The organism is Streptococcus australis, from assembly GCF_003943615.1.
Lineage (GTDB): Bacteria > Bacillota > Bacilli > Lactobacillales > Streptococcaceae > Streptococcus > Streptococcus australis_C.
Genome location: NZ_RJPZ01000006.1, coordinates 40,118 through 62,112, shown reverse-complemented (window position 1 = coordinate 62,112; position 21,995 = coordinate 40,118). Strand labels below are relative to the sequence as shown.

General features: G+C 42.7%; 24 protein-coding genes. 7 read left to right on the top strand and 17 right to left on the bottom strand.

Annotated features, from left to right (window positions below; translation table 11 throughout):
- Positions 1 to 18: 18 nt before the first annotated feature.
- Positions 19 to 1,287, bottom strand: coding sequence for a DUF6287 domain-containing protein (locus D8785_RS07530; protein WP_125375018.1), 1,269 nt, complete (start codon positions 1,285 to 1,287; stop codon positions 19 to 21).
- A 175-nt stretch (positions 1,288 to 1,462) separates the two neighbouring features.
- Here D8785_RS07530 and D8785_RS07525 point away from each other — a divergent pair, with 175 nt between their 5' ends.
- Both D8785_RS07525 and D8785_RS07520 read left to right on the top strand, forming a co-directional pair.
- On the top strand, positions 1,463 to 1,984 hold the full coding sequence (locus tag D8785_RS07525; RefSeq protein ID WP_125375017.1) for a DUF2975 domain-containing protein: 522 nt from the start codon (positions 1,463 to 1,465) through the stop codon (positions 1,982 to 1,984).
- A 10-nt stretch (positions 1,985 to 1,994) separates the two neighbouring features.
- Positions 1,995 to 2,201, top strand: a complete 207-nt coding sequence (locus tag D8785_RS07520; protein ID WP_003006064.1) for a helix-turn-helix domain-containing protein — start codon at positions 1,995 to 1,997, stop codon at positions 2,199 to 2,201.
- 498 nt (positions 2,202 to 2,699) lie between these two features.
- On the opposite strand, the gene metG is transcribed toward D8785_RS07520, so the two are convergent.
- The 4 genes from metG to D8785_RS09765 all read right to left on the bottom strand — a co-directional run bounded on the left by metG (position 2,700) and on the right by D8785_RS09765 (position 6,539).
- Entirely contained in the window at positions 2,700 to 4,691 is a 1,992-nt protein-coding gene (gene metG, locus D8785_RS07515; protein WP_125375016.1) for a methionine--tRNA ligase, read from the bottom strand.
- A 158-nt stretch (positions 4,692 to 4,849) separates the two neighbouring features.
- Positions 4,850 to 5,542 carry a phosphoglycerate mutase gene (locus tag D8785_RS07510; protein WP_002900876.1) on the bottom strand — a complete coding sequence of 231 codons (693 nt, stop codon included), beginning with the start codon at positions 5,540 to 5,542 and terminating at the stop codon, positions 4,850 to 4,852.
- Between the two features lie 233 nt (positions 5,543 to 5,775).
- Positions 5,776 to 6,234 carry a Fur family transcriptional regulator gene (locus D8785_RS07505; RefSeq protein ID WP_048687796.1) on the bottom strand — a complete coding sequence of 153 codons (459 nt, stop codon included), beginning with the start codon at positions 6,232 to 6,234 and terminating at the stop codon, positions 5,776 to 5,778.
- 149 nt (positions 6,235 to 6,383) lie between these two features.
- Positions 6,384 to 6,539, bottom strand: coding sequence for a hypothetical protein (locus tag D8785_RS09765; RefSeq protein WP_185759638.1), 156 nt, complete (start codon positions 6,537 to 6,539; stop codon positions 6,384 to 6,386).
- A gap of 357 nt (positions 6,540 to 6,896) precedes the next feature.
- Between D8785_RS09765 and D8785_RS07500 the strand changes: the two genes are divergently transcribed.
- The 4 genes from D8785_RS07500 (at position 6,897) to D8785_RS07480 (ending at position 9,379) form a co-directional block, all read left to right on the top strand.
- Positions 6,897 to 7,664 carry a DUF4393 domain-containing protein gene (locus tag D8785_RS07500; protein ID WP_125375015.1) on the top strand — a complete coding sequence of 256 codons (768 nt, stop codon included), beginning with the start codon at positions 6,897 to 6,899 and terminating at the stop codon, positions 7,662 to 7,664.
- Between the two features lie 140 nt (positions 7,665 to 7,804).
- Positions 7,805 to 8,173: a S24 family peptidase gene (locus tag D8785_RS07490; RefSeq protein WP_125375014.1), complete on the top strand. Its 369-nt coding sequence runs from the start codon at positions 7,805 to 7,807 to the stop codon at positions 8,171 to 8,173.
- 1 nt (position 8,174) lies between these two features.
- Positions 8,175 to 8,885, top strand: a complete 711-nt coding sequence (locus D8785_RS07485) for a hypothetical protein (RefSeq protein WP_125375013.1) — start codon at positions 8,175 to 8,177, stop codon at positions 8,883 to 8,885.
- Between the two features lie 38 nt (positions 8,886 to 8,923).
- The gene (locus D8785_RS07480) at positions 8,924 to 9,379 is read left to right on the top strand and encodes a hypothetical protein (protein ID WP_125375012.1); all 456 of its coding nucleotides are present in this window, start codon (positions 8,924 to 8,926) and stop codon (positions 9,377 to 9,379) included.
- Positions 9,380 to 9,774: 395 nt separating this feature from the next.
- On the opposite strand, the gene D8785_RS07470 is transcribed toward D8785_RS07480, so the two are convergent.
- The 12 genes from D8785_RS07470 to D8785_RS07415 all read right to left on the bottom strand — a co-directional run bounded on the left by D8785_RS07470 (position 9,775) and on the right by D8785_RS07415 (position 19,496).
- Entirely contained in the window at positions 9,775 to 10,050 is a 276-nt protein-coding gene (locus D8785_RS07470; protein WP_006596762.1) for an HU family DNA-binding protein, read from the bottom strand.
- A 134-nt stretch (positions 10,051 to 10,184) separates the two neighbouring features.
- Positions 10,185 to 11,018 (bottom strand): DegV family protein, encoded by an 834-nt coding sequence (locus tag D8785_RS07465; protein ID WP_125375011.1) that lies wholly within the window; start codon positions 11,016 to 11,018, stop codon positions 10,185 to 10,187.
- An 83-nt stretch (positions 11,019 to 11,101) separates the two neighbouring features.
- Positions 11,102 to 11,833, bottom strand: a complete 732-nt coding sequence (locus D8785_RS07460; RefSeq protein WP_125375010.1) for a metallophosphoesterase — start codon at positions 11,831 to 11,833, stop codon at positions 11,102 to 11,104.
- Positions 11,834 to 11,849: 16 nt separating this feature from the next.
- Entirely contained in the window at positions 11,850 to 13,514 is a 1,665-nt protein-coding gene (gene recN / locus D8785_RS07455) for a DNA repair protein RecN (RefSeq protein WP_125375009.1), read from the bottom strand.
- A 7-nt stretch (positions 13,515 to 13,521) separates the two neighbouring features.
- Positions 13,522 to 13,953, bottom strand: a complete 432-nt coding sequence (locus D8785_RS07450) for an arginine repressor (protein WP_048715457.1) — start codon at positions 13,951 to 13,953, stop codon at positions 13,522 to 13,524.
- Positions 13,946 to 14,761 carry a TlyA family RNA methyltransferase gene (locus tag D8785_RS07445; protein WP_048715455.1) on the bottom strand — a complete coding sequence of 272 codons (816 nt, stop codon included), beginning with the start codon at positions 14,759 to 14,761 and terminating at the stop codon, positions 13,946 to 13,948. Before D8785_RS07445 ends, D8785_RS07450 begins: the two co-directional genes overlap by 8 nt.
- Positions 14,742 to 15,629, bottom strand: coding sequence for a polyprenyl synthetase family protein (locus D8785_RS07440; RefSeq protein ID WP_048715453.1), 888 nt, complete (start codon positions 15,627 to 15,629; stop codon positions 14,742 to 14,744). The genes D8785_RS07445 and D8785_RS07440 overlap by 20 nt, the downstream gene beginning before the upstream one ends.
- Positions 15,626 to 15,838: an exodeoxyribonuclease VII small subunit gene (locus tag D8785_RS07435; protein WP_006596769.1), complete on the bottom strand. Its 213-nt coding sequence runs from the start codon at positions 15,836 to 15,838 to the stop codon at positions 15,626 to 15,628. Before D8785_RS07435 ends, D8785_RS07440 begins: the two co-directional genes overlap by 4 nt.
- Positions 15,816 to 17,156, bottom strand: coding sequence for an exodeoxyribonuclease VII large subunit (xseA, locus tag D8785_RS07430; RefSeq protein WP_125375008.1), 1,341 nt, complete (start codon positions 17,154 to 17,156; stop codon positions 15,816 to 15,818). The genes D8785_RS07435 and xseA overlap by 23 nt, the downstream gene beginning before the upstream one ends.
- Before the next feature lie 112 nt (positions 17,157 to 17,268).
- A complete protein-coding gene (locus D8785_RS07425; protein ID WP_125375007.1) occupies positions 17,269 to 18,123 on the bottom strand; it encodes an NAD(P)H-hydrate dehydratase in 855 nt (284 codons plus the stop codon).
- A gap of 131 nt (positions 18,124 to 18,254) precedes the next feature.
- On the bottom strand, positions 18,255 to 19,109 hold the full coding sequence (locus D8785_RS07420; protein WP_185759636.1) for a bifunctional methylenetetrahydrofolate dehydrogenase/methenyltetrahydrofolate cyclohydrolase: 855 nt from the start codon (positions 19,107 to 19,109) through the stop codon (positions 18,255 to 18,257).
- A gap of 156 nt (positions 19,110 to 19,265) precedes the next feature.
- Positions 19,266 to 19,496, bottom strand: coding sequence for a DUF1797 family protein (locus D8785_RS07415; RefSeq protein WP_006596773.1), 231 nt, complete (start codon positions 19,494 to 19,496; stop codon positions 19,266 to 19,268).
- Positions 19,497 to 19,725: 229 nt separating this feature from the next.
- On the opposite strand from D8785_RS07415, the gene D8785_RS07410 reads away from it, so the two are divergent.
- On the top strand, positions 19,726 to 21,993 hold the full coding sequence (locus D8785_RS07410; RefSeq protein ID WP_125375005.1) for an ATP-dependent Clp protease ATP-binding subunit: 2,268 nt from the start codon (positions 19,726 to 19,728) through the stop codon (positions 21,991 to 21,993).
- Positions 21,994 to 21,995: the final 2 nt, after the last annotated feature.

Sequence of the window (21,995 nt, the reverse complement as noted above, 5' to 3'; positions counted from 1 at the left end):
ATGACTTTTTCTTCAATCTTATTGACGATAGAAGTATTGATCCGCTGGATAGTTCCCAGCTGATTGGGTAACAACCAAGCGAGGTTTGCTCTTATCTGATTGGTCTCCATCAGGATTTTCAAAACCAATCTTAAAGAGGCCAACTGCCACTCCTGTTTCTCCCACACGTAGATCTACATAAGGGACTTTACTTGTCTTATCCGAGTTCGGCACTGCTTTTAATCTTCCTTGGCCCTTTACAGTTCCATCTTCTTGGATGACCATCTCCTGGCCTTTAGCATTGCGCCATGTCCCTGCCAGACTTGAGAAATCTCCACTATTGATGGCCGCAATATCAAGGTCTGCTTCCTTCTTAGGCTCTGGGTAGGCTTCCCACCATTTGTCTTGGTAGGCTTGGAAGGAGGCTTGATGGTAGAAGATGCGTCTCAAAGGCGACACGATACCATCAGGACCTTGAACATTTTCAGGAATCAAGGTAACAATCAATTCCTGACCAGGAGTTTCTCCACTTGTACCAGCTTGGACAAAGTAAACCTGATAGGTCGATCCAGCTTTCTTCGGTTTCTTATCTTTATTGAGGACAAATTGGACATTGCTAGCTCCACTCCAGAAGCTCCATCCCTTATCCTGATCAGAGTAGATAGAAGGGAAGACAGTAGTCCGGTGATTGTAATAATCTTCTGGACTATAGCCATACAACTTAAAGCCTGAATCTGCGATCTGTTTTTCAATCGATTCATTGGAATAACTTCCTGAGAAGGTTGTCAAATCCCCATCCAATACCGCATCATCTGGATTCGTTGATTTGAAGAAATCCTTCCGATTGGCAAAGACCATTTCGTGATCCGGATCATTGTCTGACATGGTTACCGTTATAAGAGGATCTTTTTCTGATTGGTATTTAAAGATACGCACAGTGACGGTAAAATCCGTATTTCCATCAGACTTTTTCATCTGGCTAGTAGAAACTTTATTGGCTCCTTCTACTTTGAAATCCGTTGAGAACGTTGCTGAAACAGCACCATCATCTGTTTGATAATCAATTTTCCAAGATTTCCCATCTTTTTGTATCTTGGCCTTATCACGCGCACTAGAGACATATTCACCAGACAGATCGATAGCTTTTTCCTTAGATGAAGACGAGGTCTTCGAAGTCTGGTTGAACTCTTTTTGATGATCCGGTTGAATATTGGAGCTAGAGTAGAGATAGACTCCTCCGATTAGAACCACTGCACTCACAAAAGCGATGATCATCCAAAGATATTTCTTATCTAACTTTTTGATCATTTCAATACCTCCTTGAAATGGTAGTTACCTAATAGTATACCTTAAATTCTATTTAAAGCAAATTTTGACTGAAATTCATAAATTTTTTATCGTTTTTCGATACTTTTTTATTGACTTATTTTTTATAAGGAGTATACTATAAGTGAAAAATAAAAAAACTTCAAGGAGGCTTGCGATGAAAAAGTCAAAAACCTTAAAAAATGTCATTGAAGTCTTAACGGCTTTCATTTACTTCTGTGGCTTTATAACCGTGGCTGCACTGGTCGTCCACCTGCTTTCCCGGATGGGAGTGTTTAAGGATCTCATTCAATCTGGACGCTTGTCCTTTGATGTGAATGGCATCCAACTCTTCCCCAAACATCTCCAACCTCTCTGGCAGTTGCTCTTCCCACTAGTCTCAAGCGCTATCTATATTTACCTTCTCATCACCATTCGCAGCTTCCTCAAAAATCTCTACCAAGAAAAGATCTTTTCTCACTCCAACATTGATCTTTGCAACCGAGCTTGGAAGATTCTCTTGGTCTTGTCTTTTATGTCTGGCACACTTGAAACCAGTGGCGATGCTTATCTCCTTCCCTTCACTTTCAAATTTACCTTTAACACAGGGCTTCTCCTTGCCGTTCCAATCGTCTGGGTCCTTGGCAAGATTTTAGAGAGAGGGATTGAGATCGCTGAAGAAAATGAGCTAACCATTTAAGGAGGATGCCATGATTATCGTCAATCTAGATGTCATGCTGGCCAAGCGGAAAATGAAATCCAATGAGCTAGCCGATAAAATCGGCATCACGACAGCTAACCTCTCCATCCTCAAAACCGGTAAGGCCAAAGCCATCCGCTTCACCACCCTTGAAGCCATCTGCAAAGAACTCGACTGCCAACCTGGAGATATCTTGGAATACCGGCCAGATGAATAGGAACTATATTCGGAGACTTTCCTTAGGTGAAGACGGACGGTAGCGAATCCCTTTGGGATTCCATACCTAAGATTTGAGCCTACTGTCTCAAATCTTCCGAGAGTCTGAAACGATAACGTTTCAGACTCTTTTCTCACTGCGGAAGTCTCCATTAACATTTATTACTAATAGGACTCATCTTCTATCCTTGTAAAATTCAATGATAGGAACTATATCAATACAAGAAAAGCACTCCCGAGGAGTGCTTGAGAGCGTAGACCACCTGTTTTTCCTTACAAATCAAATAATTTCTCTAAAAAAAATTCATTCGTTAGAATTATTCAATCATCTACTGAAACTTTCCGTCGTGAGAAAAATGCCTGAAACACAGTTGTTTCAGGCACTCGGAATTATTGAGACCTTAGGCTCAATAATTAGTCATGGAACTTCTTCGAAGTTCGCTGACGTCCGTACTCACCTAAGGAAAGTTTTTTAGATGATTTTTTCTTTGTCTATCGTTTAACCGATGATGCTTCCATTTGGTACAGATGAATCTACGGTTAGGACCGTTAATTGATCTCCGTGTTCTGCGGAAAGAATCATGCCTTGGCTGACATATTTCTTCATCATCTTACGTGGTTTGAGGTTGGCCACGATTTGGAGTTTCTTGCCAACCAATTCTTGTTCATTTGGATAGAATTTCGCGATACCAGAGAGGATTTGACGATCTTCACCGTCACCAGCGTCAAGGCGGAAGCGAAGCAGTTTGTCTGATCCTTCGACGCGTTCCACTTCTTTGACCTCTGCTACACGGATTTCAACCTTGTCAAAGTCTTCAAATTTGATCTCATCTTTTTCCGACTTGAGTTCCACTTCTTCTGGAATCCATTCTTTTTCTTGTGGTTTGCCTGCAGTCATTTGAGATTGGATGTAGGCAATTTCTTCTTCCATGTCAAGACGTGGGAAGATTGGAGTTCCTTTGGCAACCACTGTGACATTTTCAGGGAAGCCTGCTAGGGTCAAGTTTTCAAGATCGAAGTCCAAGCCCAAGCCAAGTTGTTCCATGATGGCATTTGAGGTGTTCATCATGAATGGTTGGATCAAGTGAGCCACAACACGAAGGCTAGCTGCCAAGTGAGCCATGACCGCTGCCAATTGTTCCTTGTCACCGTCTTCTTTAGCGAGGACCCAAGGAGCTGTCTCATCGATGTACTTGTTGGTACGAGAGATGATGTTCCATACGGCTTCCAATGCGCGTGGGTAATCAACCCCGTTCATTTGCTTGTGGTATTCAGCGATGTTTTCTTCAACCACCTTAGCCAAATCAGCATCAAATACGGTAACATTTTCGACATAAGCAGGAACTTGACCACCAAAGTATTTATTGATCATGGCTACCGTCCGGTTGAGGAGGTTTCCAAGGTCATTGGCCAATTCATAGTTGATACGAGCCACGTAGTCTTCTGGTGTGAAGGTCCCATCTGAACCAACTGGCAAACTGCGCATGAGGTAGTAACGAAGCGGATCCAAGCCGAAGCGTTCCACCAACATTTCTGGGTAGATGACATTTCCTTTAGACTTAGACATCTTGCCGTCTTTCATGACAAACCAACCATGGGCAATCAAACGTTCTGGCAATTTGATATCCAACATCATGAGAAGGATTGGCCAGTAGATGGAGTGGAAACGAAGGATGTCTTTTCCGACCATATGGAAGACGGTTCCGTTCCAGAACTTGTCAAAGTTTTCATGATCTTCTTGACCGTAGCCAAGAGCCGTCACATAGTTAAGAAGGGCATCAATCCATACATAGACCACGTGTTTTGGATTAGATGGGACAGGAACTCCCCAGGTAAAGGTGGTCCGAGATACTGCCAAATCTTCCAAACCTGGCTCAATGAAGTTTTTCAACATTTCATTGAGACGGCCATCTGGTGTGATGAAATCTGGTTGGGATTTGAAAAATTCAACCAAGCGGTCTTGGTATTTGCTGAGGCGAAGGAAGTAAGATTCTTCAGAAACCCATTCTACTTCGTGACCTGATGGGGCTACTCCACCGATGACCTTGCCATTCTCATCACGGAAGACCTCAGCCAATTGGCTTTCTGTAAAGAACTCTTCATCAGAGACTGAATACCAACCAGAGTATTCACCTAGGTAGATGTCGTCTTGTGCCAGCAAGCGTTCAAAGACTTGCGCCACCACTTTTTCATGGTAATCGTCTGTCGTACGGATGAATTTATCATATGAGATATCGAGTAATTGCCAGAGTTCTTTCACTCCAACCGCCATCCCATCTACATAAGCTTGCGGTGTAATGCCAGCTTCTTCTGCTTTTTGCTGAATCTTTTGCCCGTGCTCATCGAGACCAGTCAGGTAGAAAACATCGCAGTTCATCATGCGTTTGTAACGTGCCAAGACGTCACAGGCGATGGTTGTGTAAGCTGAACCAATATGCAATTTACCAGATGGGTAATAGATAGGGGTTGTGATGTAGAATGATTTTGTCATTTTCTTTTCCTTTCAAGGCTAATGAAACCTTATGTAATAACACTTCATTATATCATTTTTAGGAGTCCCTGAAAACCAAAAAACAGCTAGGTCTGCGACGGACAAACAAAAAAGCTGACTGAAGTCAGCTTTTTTTATGGATAACAAATTATGTTATCTTACTTTCCAAGATAGTATTCTTTAACAACGTTCAATTTTTCGTCAAATTCGAATACCAATGGTGGGAAGTTAGGGATTTCCACATCCATGATTTCGTCGTCTGACAATTGTTTGATGTGTTTTACAAGAGCACGGATTGAGTTACCGTGTGCTCCTACGAATACGTTTTTACCATCTTTAAGAGCTGGAGCGATTTTATCTTCCCAGAATGGAAGAGCGCGTTCCAAAGTCACTTTCAAGTTTTCAGCATCTGGAATCACTGAGTCGTCAAGTGAAGCGTAACGACGGTCAGTGTGTGCTGAGTGCTCATCATCGCGATCCATGTTTGGAGGCAATACATCGTATGAACGACGCCAGATGTGTACTTGCTCATCACCAAATTGTTCAGCAGCTTCAGCCTTGTTTTTACCAGTCAAACCACCGTAGTGACGTTCGTTCAAGCGCCATGATTTTTCAACTGGAACCCACAATTGGTCAGAAGCTTCAAGAGCCAAGTTAGTTGTTTTGATCGCACGTTTCAATACTGAAGTGTAAGCTTGGTCAAATTCGATACCAGCTTCTTTGATCAATTTACCAGCGTCGATCGCTTGTTGTGTACCTTTTTCAGACAAATCAACATCAGCCCAACCAGTGAAAAGGTTAGCTTTGTTCCATTCAGACTCACCGTGGCGAGCAAAAACCAATTTTACCATTAGATGGATCTCCTTTTATTTTCCGAGGTTACCCTCGTTTATCTATTCTATTCTACTAGATTTTGAGGGAAAAATCTAGTCTTAACAGAGCTAGATCGAAGATTTCGTGAAAATTTTATCAATTCTTTTTCATGGACATTTACAAGTCGCTCTCACCAGGTTCTAAATCCTGCCTCTTCCACCCTCTTTCCACAAACAAGACTAAACAAAAAAACCTCTAAAAAGAGGTTTGCCTACAATTGCTTCTGGCATTCCGGACAAAGGCCATAAACTGTGGTTTGGCACTTGGTAATGACGTAGCCACTTTTTTCTCTCGCTTCTGCTCTCACGTCTGGAACTTCGATATCAATATCATCAATCTTCCCACAAGACTCACAAATCAAATTCAAATGATCGTGTCCCATAAAGTCAAAGTAGGTCGTGGTATCATTACGAACTTTAATTTCAGAGACAAAACCTTCTTCAATGAGGACCTTGAGATTGTTATAAACGGTTGCCAGGCTCATATTGGGAAAGGCTGGTTTCAAGTCCTGATAGATGGCATCTGCACTTGGATGTTCCTGACTTTTGACAAGATAGGAAAGGACAGCCCGACGCGTCTCTGTAATCCGTACAGATTTTTTACGCAAGTGTTGCAATACATCTTCCACTTTTTCTTGTTGAACGGAATCGAGCGTTAAACAAGCTAGCATGGTCTTTCCCCTTTCTGTCTCTTCTTTAAAACTATTATATCACGAATACCACATTTTGCCTAATTAGAATGTTTGTAAATAAGAAAAAGTGCAGGATTAAATTAGCTCGAATCAAGCTCCTTTACTCCCACACTTTTTTATATCTAATCTTAACTTCCCCAACTAAAGATCCATCTCATAGTTCCTAGTAAAATTTTAACAAAGAGGAACATAAAGAAGAGTTCCACCATAAACCAGAGACCTTTCAATAGATAAAGAATTGGCTTAATCATGAGCAGAACAAAGATTCCAACAATCCATCTCATGGTCCACCCTCCATTTCTCACTTTTTTCTATTATACTCCTATTTATAGGCCCTGTCTAGAAAGGACTCCAAAACAAAAAAACGATAGATTCCAGCAGGTCCGATATCTGCTTTTAAACAAAGTTTATAAACTGTCCAATTTTCTGAAATTTTTTCCCAAAGCATGGCCTCTAATCCTTATCTAACTTTATTTGTATTATTTCCATTATCGCTCTCCCTGTTATACTATATATTGTGTAACAAAAATCAAAACAATTTTAAGGAATACAATATATTGACATACAATGTTTATTATCGTATAATATATCTTGACCAATGTATCTTACAGTTTTAGTCAATATATGAAGAAAGAAAAATTATGGACCCTAACCAACTTAAAGACTTCCTTCCTCTTTTTACAGGATTTTTAGGAGGAGCTACTTCAGCCGGTGTATTTGCTGGGCCTATTCAAACATTGCAAGATTGGTGGTATGTCAATTATGGCCACGACGTTTCTAATCAAGCAGCGTTATTGCGTGCAAAAAACGAAATTGATGTCGAGAATCTCAGAAATAGCACACTTCAAGAAGTAGCAACTATCCCACCAGAGAATGTCCAAGAACCTCCTCTAAAAATATTAGGCCCTGCATTGGAAGCATCTAAATATTATATTGAAGAAGAAGAGTTGCGTTCTATGTTCGCTAAAATATTAGCTAGTTCATTTGATAATCGAAAGAACTCGATTATACACCCATCTTTCGTTGAAATTATCAAGCAACTAGACGTAACGGATGCACGTATTCTCCAATTTTTAAAAGGACAGAATCCCCTAGCAGGATCCCCAATCCCTATCATGAAAGCTGTTATAAGATCCGATAGTGGCTACAAAATAGTATTCCCAATCATATACTTTATAAATGGCACTGAAGGGATTAATGAATTATCTTCATCTTTAACGAACTTAGAGCGACTAGGTCTGTTAAAAATTGAAGATGATAAATATTCCACAATTGATTCAGACTATGATTTCATCAGAAATAACTTCACTGTTCAACAAGTTCTTCAATACCATCCAGATATTAGTTTTGAAAAAATGTGTTTTTCTATCACTCCCCTTGGGATGAATTTTTTGGAAGTTTGTTTATGATGTCTTCAGCAAATTTCTTAACACTTGATGTTTCGAAATCCATATATTTCTTGTATAGTTCATTTACTTTATAAATGTAGTAATGCATCAGAGTGTATATCACTATTAAAGATATCAGAACTGATCTAATAAATGTTTCCATGATTCCTCCTCGAACTGTGGTTGTTAGAGAACTATCTACACAACGAAGTACAGATAGAGAGACAATTCAGTTGTCTATGAAGGTGGACGATGACTTCGTTACGCCTATTTACGGAGATTCGTTGGAACCAGATTACAAATTTAGGGATTATATGTATGTTAAATTGGCGATAGAGCTTCCAAGTGAAACAGTTGAAGTGTTTGACTACGAGGGAGAGGCTTATATCAAGCAGCTCATTATCGAAAAGGACAAAGCTTATTTAAGAAGCTTTAACAAGAAATACAAAAAAATAACGATTAATTCAAACAGTGATTTTAGTTTCATTGGCAAAGTTGTAGATGTGTATAGAGAAGAAAGTGAGAAATGATATGGGATTTTTTGATTTTCTCTTCAAAAAGAAAAATAAAAGAACCTTGCCGGAAAAAATGAATGTTAAAACAACTATTTCTGCTGGCCCTGACTACTATACGAAAGAATACGTAGAGCTACTTTTGAGAAGGCCGACAATACAAGATTTTTGGGATAGATCTTTTGATTTTCCTCGTTATACCGATAACTTTCAGACATCAGAAGGTTATAAATTGAGAGAGTTGCTTCTGCTTGTATGGTGGGGGAATACTAAAACGGGCAGAAAATCATCAATATCCATCCCGAAATACTTTTTTTCTGACTATAACCTAGATGCAGAAAAATTGACGAAGGAATTCAAAGACAAAGGCTTGTTGTTAGATAATGGAGAGCGAACGAAACCGAGCGAAGAAGTAAAAGAGATAGCTGATAAATATCATGCTCTATGGGAAATTCACTCTGTCAAGAACTTTCCCGTTAATCTTGATGTTGATTTTCCTAGATGGGATAAGCAAAAATTTGAATTAAATATTTTGATTTCAGAGCTTGCATACTACAACGAGCATGCTCATTTTTGTAGAAATATTATCAATTACTTTCAAAACATCAGTGGATACAACAATTACAGCGATATTAGTAACGAGGTTAATTATTACATCAATAATCTAAATAGTGATGTTGCAAAGATAAACGACCTCAATGAAAAGATCCAAATTATAGAAAACAAATAAAAAAGGCACCTCGAAAGATGGCTAGAAAGGAGAACTATATGAAAATAGGTGTTAGAAAGCCGAGCCTTTCAAAAAGTCTAAAAGCCAGAACTACTTCAAAATGGAAAAGGCAAATGAAAAAAGCAGTCATCCCCACATACGGACAGAAAGGCACTGGAATTATCAAAAATCCAAAACGTGCTTTATACAATAAAGTTTACAATCAAACGACTGTAGATGCTTTCGGAAGCATGAAAAAAAGGCAATCGAAGAAACAAGAACAAGCGATTTACACACAAAAAGGTAGAAAAATTCAACCTGCTTCTTCTTGGTATTTTCCCGTGGGTTTGCTTGCGTTCTGTACCATCTTGTATTTCACGATAAATCTAGCTATTGGATTATTTCTTCTGATTTTGACGATTTTCATGTATATCGTAAACATCAAAAATAATCCTTTTAAAACAAAAAAAGACATCCAAGATGCTTTGAATGAACTGCAGGAACATGAAGAATAGGCCTCGTATTGGAGAGATGATGAACAATGTGGATTGAAAAACTCAAAAACGGGAAATACAAATTTTTGAGAGATACGAAAATCCTTATACAGAGAAGTGGAAACGGCTAACGGTCTCCCAAATAACTGCTTGATAGTCGTATAGAAGAAGTTCTGATCGAATCAAGACAACAGATGAGCAATATAGTCAGATTCTTGACGAATGTTAAACCTTTGGGACATTCTGATTCTCGTACCACTAAAAAAATTTACACGCATGTGACGAAGAAGATGGATGACAACATTCTGGATTTGCTGGATAATTTATAATACTTTGTCCCTCATTTGCCCTTCGGACACAAAAAAAGCCTGTCACTAAGCTAAAATGCTTGATACAACAGGCTTTTTAAATCACAATTATTTAACTGCGTCTTTAAGAGCTTTACCAGCTTTGAATGCTGGAACTTTAGAAGCAGCGATTTTGATTTCTTTACCAGTTTGTGGGTTGCGACCTTTACGAGCTGCACGTTCACGAACTTCGAAGTTACCGAAACCGATCAATTGAACTTTTTCACCTTTTGAAAGGTATTCTGAAACAGCTGCAAATACAGCGTCAACTGCTGCTGCTGAGTCTTTTTTAGTCAATTCTGTAGCTTCTGCCACTTTTGCGATCAAATCTTGTTTGTTAGCCATTTAACAAATCCTCCAAATTTTTTTAGGTTTTACCCTTAACATCTCTATCATATCTAAAAAATGCTTTTAGGTCAAGTACTAAACTTGTTTTTATCAACATTTATCTAGGAATAAATTCCTTTATTGACGGGCTTCTATGCAAATCGAACAAGAACTGCCCAGGCATCTTCACCAGTGTGGGTTTGAATGATTGAACCTGTCTCCAAAACAGAGATTGGAGCTGCAACCAAAGGCTGTAATTGTGCCTTCATTTGGTTAGCAAAGTCAGGTCCACCAGCATAGGAAATCCCTATCTCGGCGATTTCTTTACCAGATAAGTCTTGTATCAACTCGTCCAACCATTTTTTAAAGGTCTTCTGTCCGCGTCCTTTGACAATCGGTTGCAGTTCATCGTTCTTCATTTCCATGACAACCCGAATATTCAAAAGGGAACTCAATAAACCAGTTACGCGGCCAATCCGGCCTCCTTTCACCAGGTTTTCCAGAGTAGAAACCCCAATGTAGAGTCTAGATTTTTGCTTGACCTCTTCAATGCGGGCTACAATTTCCTCTACGCTAGCTCCTTCTTGAGCCATTTTCGCTGCTTCTACCACTTGGAACTTCATGGCTTGGTCTGTAAAGCTACTATCAATCACCGTGACATCTGCATTGGCTAAGGTAGCGCCTTGACGTGCAGCTTCCACTGTACCAGATAAGGCATGAGACATATGGATCGCAATAATTTGCGACCCTTCTTCAGCCAAACCTTCGAAGGCTTCCGCAAACACACCTACTGGAGGTTGACTGGTCTTTGGAAGGTTCTTACTGGACTTCATCAACTGAAGGAATTGTCCTTCTGTTAATTCCGCATCTGAATAGAGGACACCGTCCACCATAACAGAGAGGGGAACGATGGTAATTCCGTATTTTTCAACAACTTCAGGCTCAATCGTTACGGATGAGTCTGTAACAATTTTTACTTGTGACATAACATTCCTACAATCTTTTCTTAGATATATCCACTCTATTATATCAAATTTTCTAGGCTTTTGTGGGACAAAGTCCTTTTTACTTAATCATCGATAGCTGCAAAGCCATCATTGACCAAAGCAACATCGGCCTTCATTCCACTTTCATCAAAGAGAATGCCATGGAGGACGCCACCATATACAGCCCCGCCATCCATGCCAATCTTCCCATCTTTGGTCACCCAGAGCTCCTTGGTTCCAATCTTTTGATCCAAGAGATAGTGAACCGGGGTATGGCCGAAAACAATGGTCTTTCCTGTCTGATTCAAAGCTTCATGGAAGGGTTGGCGAATCCAGACCTTTTGGTAATCCGTGGTTTCATGCCAATCAGGCAAGGTCAAGTCAAGGCCAGCATGCACAAAAATATAGTGTTCAGTTTCATAGACAAAAGGAAGCGAACGGATGAAAGCGACGAGATCCCCACAAGTCTCTTGCACGCGCCGAGCATCCTCCACGCCATCTACTGGAGCCGTGAGGGGACGACCAAGTAGAGAGTTGATGGTCGTGTCACCACCATTTCGTCGGTAATGGTCATAGCGCTCTGTTGGGTTATCGATCCAGGCTAGAAACATGTATTCGTGGTTCCCAGAGAGACAGATGGCTCCTTGCTGTTCGACAGCATCTTTGACCAGTTCGATAACCTTACGACTGTCTTCTCCACGGTCTATCAGATCTCCGAGAAAAACCAGCTGGGACTGACCGTCCCAATGGGTCATCAGTTCCTTCAGCATACCGGCTTTCCCGTGAATGTCTCCCACTACGAAATAGCTTTCCATATCGGTTCCTTTCTTCTTAGGACGGCCGTTTTAGCAATTGCTCTGCCTGCATACGGGCTGCTTCTGTCACATCTTCACCAGCAAGCATCTTAGCGACTTCTTCGACTCGCTCTTCATAACTGAGCAAGCGAACGGTCGAAACCGTTGAAAATTCATCGCTCACCTTTTCGATAAAGAATTGGTAATCGGCTACTGCAATGACCTGAGGTAAATGAGAGATGGCTAGCACCTGACCATAACGTCCAATCTTATAAATCTTCGAAGCAATGGCCTGCGCCACCCGACCAGATACCCCTGTATCCACCTCGTCAAAGACAATACTGGTCTTGCCTTCTTTACGTGAAAATGCTGACTTGATGGCCAACATAAGACGGGACAACTCCCCACCTGATGCGACTTTTACCAAAGGTTTAAAGTCCTCTCCAGGGTTGGTTGAAATATAAAACTCAACCGTTTCGTTTCCTTCCCGATTAAACTTAGATGGGGTAAAACGCACTTGGAAACGAGCTTTTTCCATATAGAGATCCGCCAATTCCTGCTGGATCTCTGCTTCCAGCTCTTGGGCCAAGGTATGACGCCCTTGACTCAGTTCTTTAGCCAAGGCAACCAACTGTCCTTCCATAGACTTGAGTTCTTTTTCCAAGTCTTCAGAAGAGGTTCCCCCTCCTGTTAATAGGCTATATTCCTTGCTAATTTGCTCCAGGTAATCAAGGACATCCTTTACCTGACCACCGTACTTACGAGTAATTGAATGGATCAGGTCTAGTCGAGCTTCCACCTGCATCAAACGGTTACCATCAAAGTCCAATCCATCTACCAGATCCTCCAAGCGCTTGGTCAAATCCTCCAGAGTATAGTAGGTCTCGGCCATTTGGTCAGACAAGGTCTTGTATTCTGCATCATACTCTTCGATGCTTTGCAGATCATTCATGGCCGACCGCACATTGCTAAGACTGGAGAAGTCTTCTGCATCCAGCATGGCATAAGCATTGCTTAGGGTATCTGCAATCATCTTATGGTTGAGCAGGCGTTGCCGTTCTTGCTCTAACTGGACATCTTCATCTAGGGACAGGGCTGCCGCCTCGATTTCCGAAATCTGGTATTCCAACATTTCGATCCGAGCTTGGTTTTCCTGGTTATTTTTTTGGATCTGTAAGACCTGCTTGCGCAAGGCCTTGTAATTCTCAAAGGTCTCTCTATAGGCCTTCTTAGTCGCAAAAAAAGTATCCTCCCCAAAGCTATCCAGCATAGCGATATGCAAGGGAGCCCGCATCAGTTCTTCCTGATCGTGCTGGCCATGAATATCCACCAAATGCTGGCCAACAGCCTTGAGAACGGAGAGGTTGACCATCTGCCCATTGATCCGGCTGACACTCCGACCATTCTGGAAAATTTCCCTGCGAATAATCAACTCCTCTGCCCATTCTAAGCCCTGCTCTTCAAATAACTGTTGAAGGGCAGGGTTTTCGTCAATGGCAAAGAGGCCTTCAATCTCAGCCTTAGGAGCACCGTGACGGATGACATCAGTCGTCGCCCGACTCCCCAGCATCATATTCATAGCATCGATAATGATGGATTTTCCTGCTCCAGTTTCACCGGTTAAAACCGTCATCCCTGTTTCAAAATTCAGAGCGATTTCTTCAATGATGGCAAAGTTCTTAATTGAAATTTCTAATAGCATCTCTCTCCTACCATTCCATCAATCGTTGTTCGATAAACTGAGCCTTTTCTTCCGAGCGGGCCACAATCAAAATACTATTGTCGTCTGAAATCATGCTAAAGATGATGTCATCAAAATCTTCTTGTAGATGCCGCTTGACTAGATAGGCTGTCCCTGGGACAAGCTTGAGGGTCAAAAAGCTCCCCATGCGTTCAAAGGATTGAAGATTATTTTCTGCTAATTTTCCACTATGTTGGACGCGTGGCAATTCATAGACATAGGCAGAACCTTTTAAAGGCGTCTTAATAATCCCCAACTCTTTAATATCGCGGGAAACAGTCGCTTGTGTCGCAGAAATTCCAGCTTCCCTCAGATGTTCGACAATGGCATCCTGAGTACCCACTTTATTTTCTCGGATAAAGCGGCGTATTTTTTCTAATCGGTTTTGTTTACTATTCATGTTTAAAATCAGTGTGGGCTTTTTCGACAACTGCCGCAAACTCTTGCAGTTGAAGACGATCTTGCCCAGTATTTTTTTCTAAATAAAGTAAAAATTCAATATTGCCATGGCCCCCTTGGATCGGTGAATAATCCACACCCAAGACGGAGAAGCCATGTTCTAAGGCAAAGCCTTGAACCTGTTCCAGGACGGACAAGTGGACCTTGGCATCCTTGATAATCCCATTTTTCCCAATCTGCTCCCGACCAGCTTCAAACTGGGGTTTGACAAGGGCGACCATCTGGCCTCCCTCTTGTAAAATCCCATGGAGGGCTGGCAAGATGAGGTTGAGGGAAATAAAGCTAACATCAATGCTAGCAAAGCTTGGAGTTTGCTCAAAATCCTCAGACGTCGCATAGCGGAAGTTGAACTGCTCCATCGAGATGACCCGAGGATCCTGACGAAGCTTCCATGCCAACTGATTGGTCCCCACATCCACTGCATAGACCAAGGCGGCTCCATTTTGGAGCATGACATCCGTAAAGCCTCCAGTAGAAGCCCCAATATCCAGCGTGACCTTATCCTTCAGGTCAATCTCAAAAAGGTCCAAAGCCTTTTCTAACTTGAGACCACCACGACTGACATATTTGAGTTTTTCACCCTTGAGTTTTAATTCTGTCGCTTCATCAATTTTTTCGCCTGGTTTATCGAAGCGCTCGCCATTATGGACCGCAACGACCAAACCAGCCATCACACCGCGTTTGGCCTGCTCCCGGGTTTCAAAAAGTCCCTGCTTGTAGGCCAGTACGTCAACTCTTTCCTTCGCCATGAATTCTAAGTCTTTCTATAATCTTTTTGATTCCAGTCCCATCGAAGTCTACCTGCTGTGAGATGCGATCGAGCAAGTCCTCACAGGCATCCAACTCCCGGTCCAAATAAGCCTGAGCTCCATCTAGACCAAGGAGGGCAGGATAGGTCGATTTTTCAGCTTGCAAGTCCTTCTGAGGGGTTTTCCCTAAGGAGGCAAAATCAGCAGTCACATCCAAAATATCATCCCGAATCTGGAAAGCCAAGCCTAAATGGAGGCCAATTTCCTCTAAGAGAGTCGCAACAGCTGGCTCAAGCTCTAAGAGGATCCCCGCAGCTTGGAAAGGATATGCTAGCAGTCGTCCCGTCTTATTGGCATGGATGACTTGCAACTGGTCCAAGGTCAGGCTCGCTCCTTCCCCTTCCATATCCAAGACTTGGCCTGCCACCATCCCAGCTGTCCCTGAAGCATCCGATAATAAGGCGATCAGTTGCACCCGGATAGAAGCTGGAAGATCCGCCTCTGCCACACAGCCAAAGGCATCTAAGAAGAGTGAGTCTCCTGCTAAGATGGCTAGGTCTTCCCCAAACTTTTTATGGTTGGTCAATTGACCACGACGATAATCATCATTATCCATGGCTGGTAAATCATCATGGATCAAGCTTCCCGTATGAATCATTTCAAGAGCGGCTGCCACCTGAAAATGAGCCTCAAGGATTGGAGCATGAAAGGCCTCCAACAACTCCAATAAGAGCAAAGGTCGAATCCGTTTCCCCCCTGCATGGACTGAATAAAGGATGGATTCTACCAAGCGGGGAGCGATTTGTTTAGCCTCGTAGAAGCCTTCTATCGCTTTTTCGACCCCTTGCAGTTTTTCTTCTAGAATCATACTAGTTCCGTTTCTGAGCCATCTGCTTGCATCACCTTGACCAAGGTCTTTTCAGCCTGATCAAGTGTTTCTTGCAAGTCTTTTGATAGCTTCATTCCTTTCTGAAACTCTGAGATGGCCTCTTCGAGGGGCACTTGCCCACTTTCCAACTTTTGGACAATAGCTTCCAAATCAGCTAAATTTTCTTCAAATTTCTTTTCTTTCGACATGCTTTACCTCTACTTCTACTTGCCCATCCCGCATGACTAGCGTCAAGGCATCCTTTTCTTTGATTGTATCCACGCTATCCAAAACCTGATTTCCAGCCTGTACCAAGGCGTAGCCTCTAGCCACGATGCGACTGGTATCCAGCATCAAGAGAGCTTCCGAAAGGCGCTTGGCATCTGCTGCTTTTGTCTGATAGAGCTCCTTGATTTTCAAGGTCAGCAATCGCTCCATCTGGAAAATCTGGTCTCGATAACGCTCGAGCTGATGCTGTGGTGTTTGAGAGGCCAATCGATGACGGAGTTCTTGTAACTGGCGGCTATTTCTGGTAACCGACTCTGACACAGCCTGTTTCAATCGCAACTGAATCTGATCCAGCTTTTGCAGATAAGAATCATACAGCCGCTCTGGCTGACGGAAGATGACCGATTGGCTTAGTTTTTGCAGGCGTTCTCGATGATAGACCAGGCGGTTACGCATAGCGGTTGCCATCCGCCCTTCCTGCTTCTGCAAATGATTGAGCAGGTCCAACTTGGTCACAGGCGTTGCCAACTCAGCCGCAGCTGTAGGAGTTGCTGCCCGGCGATCTGCGACAAAGTCTGCTAGAGTAGTATCTGTCTCATGCCCCACACTGGAAATAATGGGAATTCTAGACTCAAAAATAGCCCGCACAACTGGCTCTTCATTAAAGGCCCATAGGTCCTCGATGGAGCCACCACCACGACCGATGATCAAGACATCTAGGTCCGTCCGATCATTGGCCTTTTGGATATTGGCGACAATTTCTTGGGCAGCTCCCTCTCCTTGTACCTTGGTTGGAAAAAGGAGAATCTCCACGCCCGGAAAGCGTCGCGAAACAGTAGTAATAATATCGCGAATAACGGCCCCACTCTGACTGGTAATAACCCCGATTTTCTTGGAGAACTGAGGAATGGCCTGTTTAAATTTCTCTTGAAAAAGTCCTTCTTCCTGGAGTTTCTTTTTCAACTGCTCAAACTGAATAGCTAAAGCGCCGACGCCATCTGGCTCCGCCTTTTCGATGACAATGGAATAACTGCCACTTGGCTCATAGAGTTGGATCCGACCGATGACATTGATCTTCATGCCTTCTTCTAGCTCAAAGCCGAAACTCTTATAAATCCCTGCCCAGACAGTCGCCTGGATCACAGCTTTTTCATCCTTTAAAGAAAAATACTGGTGATTGGGACGCTTACGGAAATTCGAGACCTGACCTGTCAAATAGACCCGCTCCAGATAGGGGTCCTTATCAAATTTTAACTTGAGGTATTTGGTCAGACTGGATACCGATAAATACTCTGACATAGATCCCCTTTCACACGGAAAATTCTAGTATAAATTATACCAAAAATAAGCGGAAAAAGCTGATTCTACCTACGGAAAAAGCCCCAGATTTCATCATCTGAGACTTGATTGTTTATTGGCAGTTGGAAAGGCAAATTCCCTTCATCCATTTTGGAATTTCTCGACTAATCGCGGTCGGTAAAACCACGTAGGCATTCTTGCTCAAGTCTTCTGCAATAGCTGAGTGAAGGTGACTGGCAACTACCACGCGCTCATAGAGTCCAACTTTCGGAAATTGACCCGCAAAGCCCGCAATCATGCCTGCTAAAGTATCGCCCATACCACCCGTTGCTTGATAGGGGCCACCAACCGATAGTTGGTAATAATCTGTCTGACCTTGTTGCCAGATCTTAGTCTGGGGACCTTTTTGGACTAGAATACTTGCTGGAGGAAGTTGGGACAGAGACTGCCTTGTTGCTTCTTCCCCTTGGTCTCCAATCGCTAGACCTGACATGGCCTCCCATTCTTTTTGATGAGGGGTAAAGACTAATTGAGCTGGAGGAAGAGGAAGTCCTAAGCGAGTATAGAGGCTAATAGCTCCACCATCTAGAATGAGCACTTGATGAGGTTGAACTCTTTCGCAAACTAGCTCTACAAGGTGTGCCCCTAGCTCATTAGCATTGAGTCCTGGTCCCAATAAAATGACGCCTGCTTTTGCGATTTGCTCAACCAACAATTCTTGGTCCGTCACAGCAAAAGACATGGCTTCAGGTAGCTGACTATGGAGGGCAGGGATATTCTCGCGGTCTGTTGCAACCGTGACAAGGCCCGCTCCACTATGAACCGCTGCGAGGGCTGCCATGATGATGGCTCCACCGTAAGGATAAGTCCCTCCTATCAAGAGCAGACGCCCATAGTCTCCCTTATAGGAGTCTGACTGACGGCTAAGGATAACTTGTTGCAGCAATGTTTGGTCAACTCTTAACATAAGCGTCCCTTCTTTCTCCCTCTATTTTACCACGTTTAGGCTAAAAAAAGCAGGAAGCGAAGTTCCTACCTTAAAAATTTTTCTAATCATTCTACAGCTACAAATACTGTCCCGAATCCATCCAAGTTCGCCTATTTTTTCAACGCCCGAACAGCTGCCTCATAGGTCTGAGACATGAGCATGGTAATGGTCATAGGACCAACACCACCTGGAACCGGAGTGATGTGACTAGCCAGAGGAGCTACTTGTTCATAGTCGACGTCTCCACAGAGCTTGCCATTTTCATCACGGTTCATCCCGACATCGATAACGACTGCTCCCTCTTTAACAAAGTCAGCTGTAACAAATTTGGCACGACCGATCGCCACCACTAAGATATCGGCTTTTCTAGCAATTTTTGCCAAATGATGAGTCCGCGAATGGGTCAAAGTCACCGTTGCATTTTTTGCTAGGAGAAGCTGGGCCATCGGTTTTCCAACGATGTTTGAACGGCCAATGACGACTGCATTTTTCCCTTCGACATCGATATCATATTCCCGGAACATCTCCATAATCCCTGCTGGTGTAGAGGGAACCATGACTGGATTTCCTGCCCAAAGATGTCCCATATTGAGAGGGTGGAAGCCGTCGACATCCTTATTAGGATCAATGGCTAACAAAACTGCCTCATCGTCGATATGGGCTGGTAGAGGCAACTGGACTAAAATACCATGCCAGAGTGGATCCTGATTGTAGCGGTCAATGAGGGCCAACAAGTCCTCTTGGGAAATGCTTTCTGGTACTCGAACCACTTCACTTCGAAATCCTGCTGCCAAAGCTGACCGTTCTTTATTGCGGACATAGACCTGGCTAGCTGGGTTTTCTCCCACCAAAATCACTACCAAGCCTGGGACCTGACCAGTCTCAGCCTTTAAGCGAGCGGTTTTTTCAGCCAATTCCCCCTGCAATTTTACTGCCAAGGCCTTCCCATCAATTACATGTGTCATCTCAATCTCTTTTCTATTCAATATCTTCTCTATTATATCAGATTTGTGAACCTGCTCCTAACACTTCTTGATTAGACAAGGTTATAAGAAGAAACTATAACTATTTTCTTCCAACAAAAAAGAGACTAGATGGTCTAGACTCTTGATTGATACTTCTTAGTACAACAATTCGTAGATTTCCATTGCGATTAAGTCAATGCTATCGAATGTATAGGTCTCACGCGCTTCTACATCACGAAGAGTAAATACTGATCCATTTTCTTCATCATAGTTGTAAGCTACTTCAGCAACTACAACTCCTTCACGTTCAAAATTACGTTTTAAGTTTCCACCGTCTTTCGTCATCGCTTCCAAACGGCTGATAATTCGTACCAAATGTGATTCCATTTTGATTCTCCTATTTACTTTCTACTCTCCTATTTTATCATAAAAGAAGGAGGAAATTCCAATAAAAATCAACTTTTCCGCTATTTTCCTCTTTATTCCATGCCTAAAACCGGACTTCATACTAAATTCTTGCAAACTTTTAGAATACTGCTATAATGAAACTATAAAAGTTTGACTATTTCTGACCAATAGTTTTTACACTTTTTACCCTAGAGAAAGAGGTAAGAGAATGCTTTGTCAAAACTGTAAAATCAATGATTCAACCATTCATCTTTATACGAACGTGAATGGCCACCAACAACAAGTAGACCTTTGCCAGAACTGCTATCAAATTATGAAAACGGATCCTAACAATAGTCTGCTCGCAGGATTAAACCAACAAAATCGCGGAGGACGGGATCCTTTTGAAGATTTCTTCAATCAACTAGGAAACTTTCAGACTCCGCAAGAACCCCAAACTCCACCAACTCAATCTGGAGGGGGCTATGGTGGCGGAAATGGCTACGGTTCAAATGGGAACGGTCGTTCTTCAGGACCGAATAGAGCCCAAGCCAAACAACAACCAAAAGGCCTCTTAGAAGAGTTTGGAATTAATGTTACTGAAATTGCTCGCCGTGGGGATATCGATCCGGTCATTGGCCGTGACGATGAAATTCTTCGCGTCATTGAAATCCTCAACCGTCGAACCAAGAACAACCCTGTCCTGATTGGAGAACCTGGTGTCGGAAAAACAGCTGTCGTAGAAGGCCTGGCCCAGAAGATTGTCGATGGCGATGTCCCTTATAAATTACAAGACAAGGAAGTCATTCGTCTAGACGTTGTTAGCCTGGTTCAAGGGACTGGGATTCGTGGACAATTTGAAGAACGGATGCAACAATTAATGGAAGAAATCCGTCGCCGTGAAGATGTCATTTTGTTTATCGATGAAATCCATGAAATTGTAGGAGCAGGATCTGCAGGTGATGGCAACATGGATGCAGGAAATATCCTCAAACCGGCTCTCGCTCGTGGTGAATTGCAATTAGTTGGTGCCACAACACTCAATGAGTATCGTATTATCGAAAAAGATGCTGCTCTTGAACGCCGGATGCAACCAGTCAAGGTGGATGAACCAACGGTTGAAGAAACCATTACCATCCTTAAAGGCATTCAAAAGAAATACGAAGACTACCACCACGTCCACTACACAGATGGTGCAATAGAAGCTGCAGCACTCCTTTCCAATCGCTATATCCAAGACCGCTTCTTGCCAGACAAGGCCATTGACCTCATGGACGAAGCAGGATCTAAGATGAATTTGACCCTCAATTTTGTTGATCCCAAAGTCATTGACCAGCGCTTAATTGAAGCCGAAAATCTCAAAGCCCAAGCGACGCGGGATGAAGACTTCGAAAAAGCAGCCTACTTCCGTGACCAAATCGCTAAGTACAAAGAAATGCAAGGGCAACAGGTCACCGACCAAGATACACCCGTTATTAGCGAAAAGACTATCGAACACATTGTTGAGCAAAAGACCAATATTCCAGTTGGAGATTTGAAAGAAAAAGAACAGTCTCAATTGATTAATTTGGCTGCTGATTTAAAAGCTCATGTCATCGGCCAAGATGAGGCTGTTGAAAAAATTGCTAAGGCTATCCGTCGTAATCGGGTAGGACTTGGAACGCCAAACCGTCCAATCGGTAGCTTCCTCTTTGTTGGACCAACTGGTGTCGGAAAGACAGAGTTATCCAAGCAATTGGCCATCGAACTCTTCGGTTCTGCTGATAGTATGATTCGCTTTGACATGAGTGAATACATGGAGAAACATGCCGTTGCCAAATTGGTCGGTGCTCCTCCAGGTTATGTCGGCTATGAAGAAGCTGGCCAGCTGACTGAAAAGGTACGTCGCAACCCTTACTCTCTTATTCTCTTGGATGAGGTAGAAAAGGCCCATCCTGATGTCATGCATATGTTCCTCCAAGTCTTAGATGATGGTCGCTTGACAGATGGACAAGGCAGAACGGTGAGCTTCAAGGATACCATTATCATCATGACTTCCAATGCGGGAACTGGAAAAGCGGAGGCCAACGTCGGTTTTGGGGCAGCTCGTGAAGGTCGTACCAATTCGATCCTAGGTGAACTTGGAAACTTCTTTAGTCCAGAATTCATGAACCGATTTGATGGTATTATTGAATTCAAAGCCTTGTCTAAAGAAAACCTCCTTCAAATCGTCACTCTAATGCTCGATGATGTCAATCAACGCCTGGCCCACAATGATATTCACCTCGATGTTACCGATAAGGTCAAGGAAAAATTGGTTGATTTGGGCTACGATCCGAAAATGGGAGCTCGTCCTCTTCGACGCACCATTCAAGACTATATCGAAGATGCCATTACAGATTACTACCTAGAAAATCCTAGTGAAAAAGATCTGAAGGCTGTCATGACCAGCAATGGAAAGATTTGCATTAAAGGAAAGAACAAACCAGCTAATGCGACAGAAAAAGTAACTGAATAATT